General features: G+C 65.3%; 9 protein-coding genes and 1 pseudogene. 5 read left to right on the top strand and 5 right to left on the bottom strand.

Annotated features, from left to right (window positions below; all coding sequences use genetic code 11):
- The coding region (locus VFT73_RS01075) for a TonB-dependent receptor domain-containing protein (RefSeq protein WP_326408263.1) at positions 1 to 2,618 on the top strand (2,618 nt) is incomplete at its 5' end.
- 155 nt (positions 2,619 to 2,773) lie between these two features.
- Here VFT73_RS01075 and VFT73_RS01070 read toward each other — a convergent pair.
- Entirely contained in the window at positions 2,774 to 4,921 is a 2,148-nt protein-coding gene (locus VFT73_RS01070) for a M3 family metallopeptidase (RefSeq protein ID WP_326408261.1), read from the bottom strand.
- A 172-nt stretch (positions 4,922 to 5,093) separates the two neighbouring features.
- Here VFT73_RS01070 and VFT73_RS01065 point away from each other — a divergent pair, with 172 nt between their 5' ends.
- Both VFT73_RS01065 and VFT73_RS01060 read left to right on the top strand, forming a co-directional pair.
- Positions 5,094 to 7,730 carry a M1 family metallopeptidase gene (locus VFT73_RS01065; protein ID WP_326408259.1) on the top strand — a complete coding sequence of 879 codons (2,637 nt, stop codon included), beginning with the start codon at positions 5,094 to 5,096 and terminating at the stop codon, positions 7,728 to 7,730.
- A gap of 171 nt (positions 7,731 to 7,901) precedes the next feature.
- A complete protein-coding gene (locus VFT73_RS01060; RefSeq protein WP_326408258.1) occupies positions 7,902 to 8,498 on the top strand; it encodes a PEPxxWA-CTERM sorting domain-containing protein in 597 nt (198 codons plus the stop codon).
- Here VFT73_RS01060 and VFT73_RS01055 read toward each other — a convergent pair whose 3' ends face one another.
- Positions 8,499 to 8,933, bottom strand: a complete 435-nt coding sequence (locus tag VFT73_RS01055) for a hotdog fold thioesterase (RefSeq protein WP_326408257.1) — start codon at positions 8,931 to 8,933, stop codon at positions 8,499 to 8,501.
- A gap of 114 nt (positions 8,934 to 9,047) precedes the next feature.
- On the opposite strand from VFT73_RS01055, the gene VFT73_RS01050 reads away from it, so the two are divergent.
- Entirely contained in the window at positions 9,048 to 9,803 is a 756-nt protein-coding gene (locus VFT73_RS01050) for a Crp/Fnr family transcriptional regulator (RefSeq protein WP_326408256.1), read from the top strand.
- A gap of 19 nt (positions 9,804 to 9,822) precedes the next feature.
- A complete protein-coding gene (locus tag VFT73_RS01045) occupies positions 9,823 to 10,059 on the top strand; it encodes a DUF6894 family protein (protein WP_326408255.1) in 237 nt (78 codons plus the stop codon).
- On the opposite strand, the gene VFT73_RS01040 is transcribed toward VFT73_RS01045, so the two are convergent.
- The 3 genes and pseudogenes from VFT73_RS01040 to prfC form a co-directional block, all read right to left on the bottom strand.
- On the bottom strand, positions 10,043 to 12,085 hold the full coding sequence (locus VFT73_RS01040; protein WP_326408254.1) for an amidohydrolase family protein: 2,043 nt from the start codon (positions 12,083 to 12,085) through the stop codon (positions 10,043 to 10,045). The two genes, VFT73_RS01045 and VFT73_RS01040, sit on opposite strands and share 17 nt — an antisense overlap.
- Before the next feature lie 252 nt (positions 12,086 to 12,337).
- Entirely contained in the window at positions 12,338 to 13,432 is a 1,095-nt protein-coding gene (locus VFT73_RS01035; protein WP_326408253.1) for a sensor histidine kinase, read from the bottom strand.
- A gap of 44 nt (positions 13,433 to 13,476) precedes the next feature.
- Positions 13,477 to 13,944: pseudogene (gene prfC / locus VFT73_RS01030) on the bottom strand (peptide chain release factor 3); the annotation flags it as partial.

Genomic DNA, 13,944 nt, shown 5'->3' with positions numbered 1-13,944 from the left:
ACGCGGTCTCCGGCGTGGTGAACTTCATCACCAAGAAGGACTTCACCGGCCTCGAAATCTCCGCATCCGAGCAGATCACCGAGCGCGGCGACGGCAACGTCTTCCGTGTCGACACGACGATCGGCGCGAACTTCGACGATGGCCGCGGCAATGCGGTGTTCTCGATCGGCTATCAGGAAGCCGACCCGGTCTATCAGGGCGCGCGCGACTTCAGCCGATTCAACATCAGCGCCTTCACCGGTAACGTCGCCGGTTCCGGCACGACATTCCCGACCCGCTTCTCGGTGCCGGGCCTGCCGCTGCAGACGGTCAATCCGACGACCGGCGCGCTGCAATCCGAATTCACGGCGTTCAACTTCAACCCGTTCAACATTTTCCAGACGCCGTTCCAGCGCTTCAACATGTTCGGCCAGGCGAACTATGAAATTTCGGACGGCATTGAAGTATATACTCGCGGTCTGTTTTCGAAGAATTCGGTGCAGACCATCATTGCGCCATCGGGTGCATTCGGAATCGCCGTACAGATCCCGGTCAGCAATCCGTTCCTGCCGGCTGCTGCGCGTGCGACCTTCTGCGCGAACAGCGACTTCGACCCCATCGCCGAAGGCGTGCAGACGTTGACGCCGGCGGAATGTACTGCCGCGGCGGCCGCGACCGATCCGAACGATCCGAACTATCGCGAATTCGTCACCCAGATCTCTCGCCGGGCGATCGAAAACGGCCCGCGGATCAGTCAGTTCAGGACCCAGATCTTCGATTATCGACTTGGTTTCCGTGGGTCGATCACCGACAGCATCAACTGGGATGTGTTCGGCTCGTACGGCGAATCCGAAAATACGCAGTTCATCCAGAACTACACACTCAACTCCCGCTGGCGGCAAGGATTGCTGACCACCGCAGACGCGAACGGCAACCCAATTTGTCAGGACACAAGCAACGGCTGCGTGCCTGTCAATGCGTTCGGTACGTTGACGCCAGAGATGGCTGGCTTCCTGTCGGCGGAAAGCACGACGCTCAGCCGCACCAGCCTGGCTCAGGCGCGCGCCACGATTTCCGGCGACTTCGGGGCAACGCTGCCTTGGGCGTCCGACGCAGTCAGCTTCGCGGTTGGCGGTGAGTATCGCAAATATACCGCGCTGCAGCGGGGCGACACGCTCTCCGGCTCCGGCGACCTGGGCGGCTCCGGCGGCCCGACGGCGCTGGTGGACGGCGCATTCGACGTCTACGAAGCCTTTGGCGAGCTTGTCGCGCCGATCGTGCAGGACAAACCGTTCTTCCAGAACCTGACGCTGGAGGGAGGCATCCGCTATTCCCACTACACGGTCGATGCGCCCAGCCGGCCCAAGTTCAACACGACGACCTGGAAGGTCGGCGGGAGCTGGGAACCGATCGACGCGATCAAGTTCCGCGGCAACTTCGCCCGCGCGGTGCGGGCTCCGAACATCAATGAGCTGTTCGCACCGCTGGTGACCGGGTTGACTGCGATCGCGAACGATCCCTGCGCGTCGATTGACGACGAAGGCGAGATCGTTCGTCCTGCCCCCACGGGCACGCTCGCAGCGGTGTGCCGCGCGCAGGGCGCGCCAGCTTTCACGCTCGGCTCGATCCCGCAACCGACCGCCGGCCAAGGCAATGCCTCAGCCAGCGGTTCGCTGGCGCTGCGACCCGAAAAGTCGAACAGCTACACCTTTGGCGTGGTGGTACAACCAGACTTCCTGCCCGGCTTTACTGCGTCGATCGATTACTACCACATCAAGATCAATCGGGCGATCAGCGCGCCGACGCCGGGCGACGCCATCCAGGCCTGCTTCGGTTCGCCGGACGCGAACGGCAACTTCAGCCCGGCCGCGGGTGCCGAGACTAGCCTGGCCTGCACGGTCATCCGCCGCAACGCGCTGACCGGCGGTCTGGCGGGCGACCCGACCGACACGCCGGGCCTGTTCCTGCCGCTGTCGAACCTGGGCAAGGTGAAGAGCGACGGCATCGACGTCACGATGAACTACAATACCGACCTGGGCTTCGCGAAGCTGGCGCTGAGCTTCGCCGGCAACTGGTCCCATAGCCAGAAATTCCAGGCCACTGCCTATCCGAACCCGAACAATCTGCCGATTTCGCTCAACCGTGAGTGTGTCGGCTATTTCAGCGGCAACTGCGGTTCGCCCGCAGGCACGGCAGCGGACGTGGGCTCGATCCAGCCGGAGTTCAGCTGGACCCAGCGCACCACGCTGACGTTCGAGAACGTCGACCTGTCGCTGCTGTGGCGCCACATCAGCGCGATCCAGCACGAGCCCGATGATCGTGCGAACGGCAACGGCGACTCCTACTCGGGGCCGGTGCCTGGCGCGCAGTCGAACCTGCCGGGCGCGCCGGCGCCGGGAACGTTCGGTACGCACGACTTCAACTTCCTGCCGTCAGCGGATTATTTCGATCTGGCGACCCGGATCGGCGTAGGGGACAATCTGACGCTCACGCTGACGGTTGCGAACCTCTTCGACAAGAAGCCGCCCTTCACCGGTCAGGACGTTGGCTCCGCCTCATTCAACAGCGGCAACATCTATCCGTCGACCTATGACGCCCTGGGCCGCACCTATCGCGTCGGTGCCCGCTTGCGGTTCTGACGCCGATAAAGCCGAGGCGCGCCCTCCCGGACGCGCCCCGTCTTTCTTACCCTGGACTTGAGCGGGCGGAGCCGAAAGTCTCCGCCCCCTTTTTTTCGGAGCCGCGCCCCTCGACTTCGCTCGGGACGAGCGGGCCAGGGTTGGCCGCGGCCAGTCTATTCGTTGGTGGCGCCCGTCGCAGTCGGGACCGGAAAGCCCTTGTCCTTCAGCCAGGCGTCCACGCTGGGGTCCCGGCCGCGGAAATTGCGGAACGCCACGGCCGGATCGACCGTATTGCCGACCGACAGGATGTCGTCGTGGAAGCGCTTCGCGGTCGCCGGGTCGAACGGATTGCCGGCCTCGACGAACGCCTGGTACGCGTCCTGATCCAGTACCTCCGCCCACAGATAGCCGTAATAACCCGCCGCATAGCCCTCGCCGGCGAACACATGGCCGAATTGCGGGATGCGGTGGCGCATCACGATCTCGCTCGGCATGCCCAGCTCCGCGAGCGTCGTCTTCTCGAACCCGTGCGGCTCGACCGGCTTGTCGCCCATCAGATGCATCTTCATGTCGACGATCGCGCTGGCCTGCGCCTCGACGACCGAAAAGGCCTGGTTGAAATGCTGTGCGGCCTTGATCTTGTCGACCAGCGCCTGCGGCATCGGCTCGCCCTTCGCGTTCACCAGGAACTTCATCACCTGCGGCGTGGTCATGAAATGCTCGTTGATCTGCGAAGGGAACTCCACATAGTCGCGCGCGACGTTGGTGCCGGCGAGCGTGGGATAGTGCACCGCCGAGTTCAGCCCGTGCAGCGCATGGCCGAATTCGTGGAACATCGTCTCTGCATCGTCGAACGAGATCGTCACCGGCTCGCCCGGCGCCGCCTTCACGAAGTTCGCGTTGTTGGATACGATCGTCGGGATCGCCCCGTCGAAGTTCGACTGGGTGCGATACTCGTTCATCCAGGCGCCCGAATTCTTGCCCGGCCGCGCATAGGGATCGAAATACCAGAGTCCCACGTGCTGGCCGTCGCGGCCCTTCACTTCGTAGACGGTCACGTCCGGGTTGAAGACCGGCAGCCCCTCCACCTTGGTGAAGGTAAAGCCGTAGAGCTGCCCTGCCGCCCAGAACATCGCCTCGCGAACATGGTCGAGCTGCAGGTACGGCTTCACCTCGCTCATATCGAGGTCGTATTTCGCCTTGCGGAGCTTCTCGGCGTAATAGCGGTAGTCCCAGGGCGCGATCTTGAAGTTGCCGCCTTCCTTGTCGACGATCGCCTGCATCTCGGCGACGTCCTTGTGGACCTGCGCGACCGCCGGCTTCCAGGCCGCCATCATCAGGTCGAGCGCCTTGTCCGGCGTCTTCGCCATCGTGTCGGCGAGGTGCCAGTGCGCATAGGTCGGATAGCCGAGCAGCTTCGCCTTCTGCGCGCGGAGCTGCAGGATTTTGGTGACGATCGGGTTATTGTCGTGCGCGCCGGGGTGGTCGCCGCGGCTGGTCCAGATCTCGAACGCCTTCTGGCGGAGCGAGCGGTCGGTCGCGTTGACGAGGAACGGCTCCATCGCCGAGCGGGTGTTGGCGAACACCCATTTGCCCTTCATGCCGCGCCGCTCGGCTTCCTGCGCTGCCGCTGCGACCTGCGCGGGGCTGAGGCCTGCGAGCTGGGCCTCATTGTCGAGGATCAGCGCGTCATGCTCTTCGTCATAGAGCTCGTTCTGCGCGAAGGTCGTGTAGAGTCCCGCAAGCTGCTGGTTGACCTGGCTGAGCGCGGCTTTGTCAGCGGCGTTCAGCTTGGCGCCGTGCTGGGTGAAGTTGTTCCAATAGACCCAGACCAGCCGCTGCTGCTCCGGCGTCAGCTTGGCCTTGTCGGGCGAATTGTAGATCGCGTCGATGCGGCGGAAGAGCTTCTCGTTCTGGATGATCTTGTCCTGGAACGCCGACAGCTTCGGCGACATTTCCTGCTCGACCTTCTGGAACTCCGGCGAGGACAGGTTCGACGACCAGATGCCGTAGTAGGTGTAGACCCGGCCCAGGGTGCGGCCCGCCTGCTCCAGCGGCACGAACGTGTTGTCGAACGTCGGCGGCGCCGGGTTGTTCGCGATGGCGTCGATCTCGCGCAGATTCTCGGCCATCGCCGCTTCCAGGGCGGGCTTGAACAGCGACACCTGCACCTTGTCGAATGCCGGCACGCCGCCATAGGGACCGGTCCAGGGCGCAAGCAGCGGGTTGGCGGCCTGCGCGGCCGGAACGGCGGGGGCCGCAAGCGCGGCCGGGGCGGTGGCGGCCATCAACGAGGCCGCGATCAAGTAGCTGAATTTCATAGATTTACCCCTAGAGAACTCGGATGAGCGGCCGCTGAACGGCTTGGGCGAGCGGATTAAAGCAGATCGCGCCGCTTGGACAGGGGGCGTTCCATCATGGGTTAACTTTCGCCCTATCGACTCGCTCGCCGATCTGCCAACGCTGACCGTGCAACGACAAAGAGAGGGCAGCATGCGCGGGCGTTTGATCAAGTCATTTCTTCTGTCGGCGACGATGCTGGTCGCGTGTCCATTGCTCGCGCAGCCCGCGCAGGACACGATCGATTCCGCCTTCACCCAGCTGCCGCGCACTGCGGTGCCGCGCCATTACGCGATCGAGGTCACGCCCGATGCGGCCCATCTGCGCTTTTCGGGCAAGGTCGCGATCGATCTCGACATCGTGGAGGCGACCGACAAGCTGGTCCTGAACGCAAAGGACATGACGATCGACAGCGTTTCGATCCGGGCGGCGAAGGGCGCGCCGCGATCGGGGACGGCGACGGTAGATGCCGAGGCGGAGACCGCGACGCTGGCGTTCGGCGCGACGCTCGCGCCGGGCCGCTACCGGCTCGACATCGCCTATAAAGGCGTGATCCACCAGCAGGCGAACGGCTTTTTCGCGCTCGATTCCAAGGCGCCGGACGGGTCGCCGCGCCGATCGCTCTTCACCCAGTTCGAGGCGGCCGATGCGCGGGCATTCGTGCCCAGCTGGGACGAGCCGGACTATAAGGCGCGGTGGGATCTTTCGGCCGTCGTTCCCGCCGACCTGATGACGATCGGCAACATGCCCGCCGCGAAGACCGAACCGCTCGGCAATGGCCTGAAGCGCGTGACCTTTCAGCAGACGCCGTTGATGTCCAGCTATCTGCTGTTCCTGGGCATCGGCGATTTCGGACGGATCAAGACCATGTCCGGCAACACCGAAGTCGCGATCACAATGGGCCGCGGCAACGAGGCCAAGGCGCAGACCGCGCTCGACGCCGAGGCGCAGGTGCTGACCTATTACAACCAGTATTTCGGCACGCCCTATCCGCTGCCGAAGCTGGAGAATGTCGCCGGACCCGGCCAGTCGCAATTCTTCAGCGCGATGGAGAATTGGGGCGCGATCTTCACCTTCGAGCGCGTTCTGCTCGACGATCCGGCGATCACCACTGATGCCGAGCGGCAGGCGATCTTCGGGGTGCAGGCGCACGAAATGGCGCACCAGTGGTTCGGCGACCTCGTCACCATGGCCTGGTGGGACGATCTGTGGCTGAACGAAGGCTTTGCCAGCTGGATGGCCAGCAAGACCACCCAGCATTTCCATCCCGATTGGGGTGCCGACGTCGACCAGGTCGAGTCCCGCGAAGGCGCGCTAAGCATCGACGCCTATTCGACCACGCACCCGATCGTGCAGACGGTGCGGACGGTCGAGCAGGCGAACCAGGCCTTCGACACGATCACCTATTCCAAGGGGGAATCGGTGCTGACGATGCTGGAAGGCTTTGCCGGGGCGGACGTCTGGCAGAAGGGCATCCAAGCCTATATCGCGGCGCACAAATACCGGAACACGCGCACCGACGATCTGTGGCATGCGGTCGAAGGGGCAGGGGCGGCCGGCATCACCCAGATCGCGCACGACTTCACGCTGCAGCCCGGCGTGCCGCTGATCCGCGTCGGCTCCTCGACCTGCAGCGGCGGATCGACACAGGTCTCGCTGACTCAAGGCCAGTTCAGCGCGGACAAGCCGGACGGGAAGCCGCTCAGCTGGCACGTGCCGGTCCGCGCGATGACGTTGGACGGCAAGGCTGCGACCTCGATCGTCGCGAACGGCAGCGGCCGGATGACGGTCGCCGGCTGCGCGCCGCTGCTCATCAATGCCGGACAAACCGGCTATTACCGGACGCTCTACCAGCCGGACCAGATCGCGGCCCTGACCAAGGCGTACACAAAGCTTGGGCCGGTCGATCAATATGGCCTGCTCGCCGACAATCTCGCGCTTGCCCGTGCCGACTACCAGCCGATGGCCGTCGGGCTGGATCTGCTCGCGGCGGTACCGGCCGATGCGCAGGCCAAGGTCACGACGCTGGCGCTGGAGGAATGGGGAGCGCTCTACGAATTGTTCGAGGGCGACGCGGCGACCCAGGCACGGGTCGCGGCCGAAATGTCGGCGCGCTTCCGGCCGGTGCTGGAGCGGTTGGGCATGGCCCCGCGCAAGGGCGAGCCGGTGCTCGACGCGACGCTGAGGCCGGTGCTGATCCGCGTGCTCGGCCGCATCGCCGATCCGGCCGTCACCGCCGAGGCGCGCCGCCTGTTCCAGGATCCGGCCGCGATCCCCGGCAGCCTCAAGTCCGCGTGGCTGCGCGTCGTCGCGGAAAATGCCGACGCCGCGACCTGGGACAAATTGCACGCGCTCGCGAAGTCTGCCGGCGGCGCTGTCGAGCGGAGCACCTATTACGACCTGCTCGGCCGCACCCGCGATCCCGCGCTGGCGCAGCGCGCGCTCGCCCTGTCGATAACCGACGAGCCGGGGCCGACGATCAGCAGCGACATCATCGGCGCTGTCTCGACTCTGCATTCGGAAATGGCGATCGATTTCGTGCTCGCCCATCTCGACAGGGTGCGGCAGCTGACCGACACGTCGGGATGGTCGCGCTTCATCGCTCGGCTGGGCATGGAGAGCCAGCAACCGTCGACCATCGATAAGCTCGACGCCTATGCCGACGCGCACGTCGCGGCGAGCGACCGCAAGCCGATCGACCAGACGATCGCGCTGCTGCGCACCCGCTTCGCGCGACAGCCGCGGCTGCAAGCCGAGACGAAGGCGTGGCTCGCGGCGCACGGTTCCTGATCAGCGAGCACCGCTTTCGCGTTTTCCTCTCCCCGCTGCGCCTTGGGCGGGCGCTGCCGGAACCAACATCCAGGTCGTGCGTGGAACCGTCGGTGCGGATCGCGCACGCGTTCGGGCTTTCCAGGTCGGCTTTGTCGACGCGGAAGGAGCCGGGAATAGGGGAGATACAGGGTGAAAGGGTTGTCTCTGTCCGCCGCTGCCGCGGCAGTGCTTTTGGCCGCTGCGCCGGCCTATTCGCAAGTCGGCTGCGCCGCAGAGGATGGCGGTTGCGATATCCCGGAAGGGATCACCGATTACGGCCCGGACTACACCGTGCCGGATGACGGAATGACCTACAAATGGTCCTTCGTACTGAGCCAGCCTGAAGCGTTGATCTTCGTTCCTTCGCCGAACCAGGTCGAATTCTTCGGCAGGAAGAGGACGGCGACCGGCTTTGAGGATCTGTACGGGATGCCTTTTGCCTATCGCTTCGACGAGATGGTGCGGCCGGGTGTCACCACTGTGTTCGTCCGGGCGCCGAAGGGGCAGGACACTTGCGCTCAGCCTGGCCCGATCGGAGAGATCTGCCTCCGCTACTATCGCGTCTGGAGCAACGGCGCGAGCTATGACTATGAAGGCATACAGGGCGGCTTCAACCTGAAGGTCTTCGTCGAGGCAGTGCCGGAACCCGCCACCTGGGCGCTGATGCTGGGCGGATTCGGCCTGGTCGGCGCAGCCGCCCGCAATCGCCGGTCCGGCTGGAAACGCGCGGCCAACGCCCGCGCCTGATCAGGCGCGTTGCAGCGGGATCACGGCCAGCGTGATGCGGGACAGGCAGACCAGCTTGTCGTGCTCGTCGGTGATGCGGACCGACCAGACCTGTGTCGTGCGCCCCAGCGCTTCGGCCCTGGCGGTGCCATAGACCCAGCCGTCCTTGACCGGACGGATATGGTTGGCGTTGATCTCCATGCCGACGACGACGCTGGTCTCGCGGTCGACGGTCAGCGATCCGGCGACCGACCCGACCGTCTCTGCCAGCGCCACCGACGCGCCGCCGTGCAGCCGCCCGAAGGGCTGGTGCGTGCGGCGGTCGACCGGCATGCGCGCCTTCAGCCACTCGTCGCCGATCTCGACGAACTCGATGCCGATATGGCCGGGCAGCCCGTTGTCGCCCAGGCGCGTGAGGGCCTGCAGGTCGATATCGGTGCTGTGCCAGACGCTCATGCCCTGCTCCTCACGCGCCGTCGCGTCCGGCGCCTATCGGGGGCGCTCCGGCGCTTGTCAAAGGGCATCAGCCGGCCCTCGGGCACAAACCACCTGTCCGTTTGTTGAAGGCGGATGGCCGGTCCCGCACAAACCGAGGTGCAGAATTGGTTGCTTCGCGCGCTCCCGCAGGACGCGTTCGCGATGCTTGGTCCGCGATTGAGGCAGATCGAGACCCCCAAGGGCATGACCTTGTTCGACGCGCACCAGCCACCGCCCTTCGGCTATTTCTTCGAAAGCGGGCTGGGTTCGGTCATCGCCGAGGTGCCGAGCGGTCAGGCCGTCGAGATCGGGCTGTACGGCATCGACGGCTTTGGCGGCATTCCGCTGGTGCTGAAGTCAGACCATGCGCCGCAGCGGCTGGAGATGCAGATCGGCGGCTCCGCCTGGATCGTTCCTGCGGCCGAATTATCAGCGATGCTCGGAGACAGTCCGGCGGTTCAGACCCTGATGCTCCGCTATGTGCAATTCTTCATGTTGCAGTCGGCGGAGACCTGCCTGGCGAACGCGTTGCGACCGATCGAGGAACGATTGGCGCGCTGGCTGCTGATGAGCCATGACCGAATGCCCGACGACGACGTGCCGCTCACCCAGGATTATCTGGCAATCATGCTCGGATCGGCCCGAACGAGCGTTACCTTTTCGCTGGGGAGTCTTTCCCAGCGAGGTGCCATCCGAACCGCCCGCGGCGTCGTTAGGATCGTCGACCGGCCGCTGCTCGAGCGGATCGCCGGCGACGCCTATGGCGTGCCCGAGCGCGAATATAATCGGCTGATCGCGGCCCGCTTCGGGAACGGGGGACCTGCCCCGCAGGTTTCCCGACAGCGATAACAGAAAGGGGAGGTGCGGCTTGCTCCGCTACTATTTCCACATCGTCGACGGGCGGTTCGTCAGGGATGAGGAGGGACAGGAATTTCCCGGACTGGAGGAGGCGAGAGCCGAAGCCATCGCGGCCGCGCGATCGATCATGCGCGAGGCCCTTTGGGTAGGCCGGCTGCCGCTGCACGAATGCATCCAGATCGCCGACGGGAACGGGACCGTGCTCATGACCGTCCCGTTCCGCGCCGCGGTTACGATCGAGGAGTAACCTGAGAAGAGGGCGTGACCTTCGGCGCCGGTGCGAAGGGTTCGATGCCGAACTCCGGATACACCTCTTCCGGGTAGTAGAAGACGCCGTCCTTCACCACCATCGCGATGTGCTTGATCGCCTTCAGATCCTTGGTCGGATCGCCCGGCACCAGGAAGAAGTCGGCGAGCTTGCCTTTCTCGATCGAGCCCAGCCGCTGGTCCTGGCCCAGATAATGGGCCATGTCCCAGGTCGCGCGTTTCAGGATCTGCGGGGCGGTCATGCCGACCGTCTGATACAGTTCCAGCTCGCGGTGATAGGTGAAGCTGCCGCCGGTGTCGGTGCCGGGGACGATCATCACGCCCTTGTCGTTGAGCATCCGGATCGTCTGCACGATCTTGTCGTATGCGCCGCGATAGGCGGCATCGTCGCCCGGCGCGGAGGTGTCGATCCACGCCTGCTTCAACCCGCGCTGGGTGCCGATCGGCATGTGGCTGAAGTAATCGGCGGCGCCACGCGGCACCTGCCCGTCGCGGTTCAACAGCAGGTTCTCGTGAATGCCGAGCGTCACGTCCATCGGGACGTGCTTCTCGGCGACCAGATTGATCGAGTGCTGCACGCGCTCGCTGTTGAGGTCGAGGCCGGGCAGCCGCTTCAGAGCGGTCAGCCGGAACAGGGTGCGCGTGTCCTCGGTCGGCTTGATGACCCATTGCAGCATGAACTGGTTGATGTGGGTCAGCTCGTCGAAGCCGTCCTCGACCATCTGGTCGGCGGTGGCGAAGGCGGGGACATGGCCCTGCACCTTCAGGCCCAGACGGTGCGCTTCCTTGACCATCGCCGGGATCCAGGCCGGATTCATGCTGTTGTACGACTTGATCGACCAGAAATCGCGCGCCGCGTACCAGCGCACCGCGTCGATCGCTTCCTGCTCGCTGTTGACCAGGATGCCGTTGTTCGCGCTGTAAGGGCTCTTGCCCTCGACGAAGCCGGCGCGGACGATGCGCGGGCCGGCGATGATGCCGTTGTCGATCCGCTCGATCAGCTTTGCGAGCACGGCATTGTCGTTGCCCATGTCGCGCATCGTCGTGACGCCCGCGATCAGGTTCAAGAGCGCGCTTTCCTGGCCGGTATGGGCGTGCATCTCGTACATGCCGGCGACCAGCGTGCCGCCGGCGCCGTCGATCGTCACTTCGCCCTTGGTCGCCGGCTCGTCGAGCGGCTCGACCGCAGCGATGCGGTTGCCGGACACGATCACCGACACCGGCTGGGTCAGCGCCTGCGTCTTCGGATCGAACACCCGCACGTTGCGGATGCGCACCGGTGCCTCATAGTGGTGCGCGACCTTCTTCTGGATGTCGACGAAACGGTCGGTCGACCATTTGGCGGCGAGCGTCTTCAGACGCTCAGCCTCGCCTTCGTAGCCGGCCCGGACGATGACGAAGCGGGGCGAGACGGCGGCGAACATTTCGCCGTCGGCGTCCATCAGGATCGTCTCGGGCGAGGTATCGATGCCGCCCAGATCGTAGCGCGTGACCTGAAGCTGGCCGCCGTCGCCGTTGACGGTCAGCGCCTCGCCCCTAGTGAGCTTCAGCGTGCCGCCGGGCAGCGCCGGGATCGTCGTGCCGCCGGCTTTCAGGATCGCGCGGGCGTAGAGGCCGGTCGACCAGGGGCTGCCGCTCTGCGCGACATAGACCGCGGGTCCCTTGACCGCGGCGCTGCCCTTGCCCGTGGAATCGGTCCACGTCGCCGCACCGCCTTTCCTGGCGAAATGCTCCTCCACCTTGGAGCCGAACGTGGTCGCGCCGGTGATGTCCCAGGCGGTCGGCAGCCCGTTCGCGTCGAGCCTGATCGACTCCTTCATCGTCGGCCCGCGGCCGTTATTCTTGAAGTCGTAGTCGATTGCGGTCTGCGCGCCTTGAACGTCGGCGTTCAGGTGGCCGACATTCTTGCCGCCGAAGATCACGCTGTAGCGCTGAACTTCGGCCGAGGCGGGAGCGGCAAGGGCCGCGGCGAGAGCGGCCAGTGCCGCGGTCGTGAGGAGCTTCATGGGCCGGATGACTAGCGACGAATTCGCGTCGTGCAATCCCGTCGCTTCCGGCTGCAGTTTCGTCGACACATTATTTCGTTCGGGCACAGCCTCGCGCATCAAAACCCTGCGACCCGAGGCATTCGAAAGAATGCTGACCCTTAGGCCCGGCCGGCCTCAAAACCGGCCGGGCTTTTTTTTATTTTCAGGGTTGCTCGCCGATCGTCGTCCCGGCTGAGGGCCGGCGCGACGACTTTCCTTCGAGGCGGCGGCCTAGGCGGCGATCGTCAGAGGCGGTTCGGCGGGGAGCGCGGGGATGTTCAGCGGCATCGTCAGCGTGACGCGGAAGCCGCCGGCGCCTTTGTGCAGCTGAATCCGCCCCTCGTCGCCGAAGCTGAGCCGCAGCCGCTCGCGGACGTTGGCGAGCCCCACGCCGGTGCCCGGGCTGACGCCCTCGCTGTCGGAGCCGCTGTCGCTGACCTCCAGCTCGAGCAGGCCGCCCCGTTCGCGCGCAGTGATCTCGACCCGCACCTCGGTGCGCGACGGCGCGACCGCATATTTGACAGCGTTTTCGACCAGCGGCTGCAGCAGGAATGGCGGCACCTGCGCGCGCGCCAGCTCGTGCGGCAGATGGATCGCGGTCATCAGCCGGTCGCCGAAACGGACGCTTTCGATCTCCAGATAATTGTCGAGCATCTCGAACTCGTCCTCGACCGTCACCATCCGGTCCGGATCGGCGGCCAGGCTGCCGCGCAGGAAAGAGGAGAGGCGGTCGATCATCGATTCCGCCTCGTCGGTGCGGCGCAGCACGACCAGGCTGGAGATGGCGTTCAGCGTGTTGAACAGAAAATGCGGGTTCAGCTGGAAACGGAGCGCCAGCATCTGCGCTTCGCGCTCGCGCTGCCGCGCCTCGCCGAGCAGCCACTGGTTGCGTTGCAGCGCCATATAGGCAGCCTGGAACGCGAACAGGCCGGCCAGCATGCCGCTGTTATAGGTGTTGAGCGTCGCCGCACGGATATAGGTCTGGCGAAGGTCCATCGTCAGCGTGTCGGCCCAGATCCGCAGCTGCGTGTCCCACAGCGCCTGCACCAACGCGATTACCACGACGGCGACGGTGACCAGGCTCCACCGCAGCGCCGGCGTGAGGTGCCGCGTCCAGCGCAGCGCATAGTAGAGCTGGAAACCGAGATAGCCGTCCACCAGCATCATCGGAACACCAAGCACCAGCGATTCGCGCAGGCTCTCGGGTCCGCGGAAATAGCCGGAGACGGTGAACACGGCGAGTGTGAACAGGTTGAACGCCACCGCCAGCACGATCGCCGCGCGCAGCGGGTGCCGGTCGTCCGTCAGGATGTTCATCCGCCCCATCGCCGAACCGTAACAGCCGGAGAGGGAACGGCAAAGAGGGCTGGTCAGGCGCGCTCTTTCGTCGCCGAGAAGCGCAGGGCCGGATTGCGTTCCTTGACGTAGTTCAGCTCCCAGGCGTCCTTCGCCATGAACACCAACGCCCCGTCGCGATCGCGGGCGAGCGCGCCGCGGTGGATCGTGGCGAAGGTATCGATGTCCTTCGCGTCTCCTGACAGCCAACGGGCGGTGTCCCAGGGCGACGGCTCCAGCTTCGCATCGACCTTGTATTCGGCCTCGAGGCGGGAGATCAGGACTTCGAGCTGCAGCTGGCCGACGACGCCCACCACCCAGGCGCTGCCGACTTCGGGATAGAAGACTTGGATGATCCCTTCCTCGGCGAGATCGTCGAGCGCCTTCCTGAGCTGCTTGGTCTTGGTCGGGTCCTTGAGCGCGATGCGGCGCAGGATTTCCGGCGCGAAGTTCGGCAGGCCGGTGATCGTTTTCGGCGGGCCGTCGGTCAGCGTGTCGCCGAC

Origin of the sequence: Sphingomonas sp. (genome assembly GCF_035758555.1) — a bacterium.
Lineage (GTDB): Bacteria > Pseudomonadota > Alphaproteobacteria > Sphingomonadales > Sphingomonadaceae > Sphingomonas_B.
This window is presented reverse-complemented; position numbering and strand designations above follow the sequence as displayed.

What these genes read in the sequence shown, in the direction of transcription:
- VFT73_RS01070 (WP_326408261.1), bottom strand. Translation starts at nt 4,921, where the DNA reads ATGAAATTCAGCTACTTGATCGCGGCCTCGTTGATGGCCGCCACCGCC.
- VFT73_RS01065 (WP_326408259.1), top strand. Translation starts at nt 5,094, where the DNA reads ATGCGCGGGCGTTTGATCAAGTCATTTCTTCTGTCGGCGACGATGCTG.
- VFT73_RS01055 (WP_326408257.1), bottom strand. Translation starts at nt 8,933, where the DNA reads ATGAGCGTCTGGCACAGCACCGATATCGACCTGCAGGCCCTCACGCGC.
- VFT73_RS01050 (WP_326408256.1), top strand. Translation starts at nt 9,048, where the DNA reads ATGGCCGGTCCCGCACAAACCGAGGTGCAGAATTGGTTGCTTCGCGCG.
- VFT73_RS01040 (WP_326408254.1), bottom strand. Translation starts at nt 12,085, where the DNA reads ATGAAGCTCCTCACGACCGCGGCACTGGCCGCTCTCGCCGCGGCCCTT.
- VFT73_RS01035 (WP_326408253.1), bottom strand. Translation starts at nt 13,432, where the DNA reads ATGGGGCGGATGAACATCCTGACGGACGACCGGCACCCGCTGCGCGCG.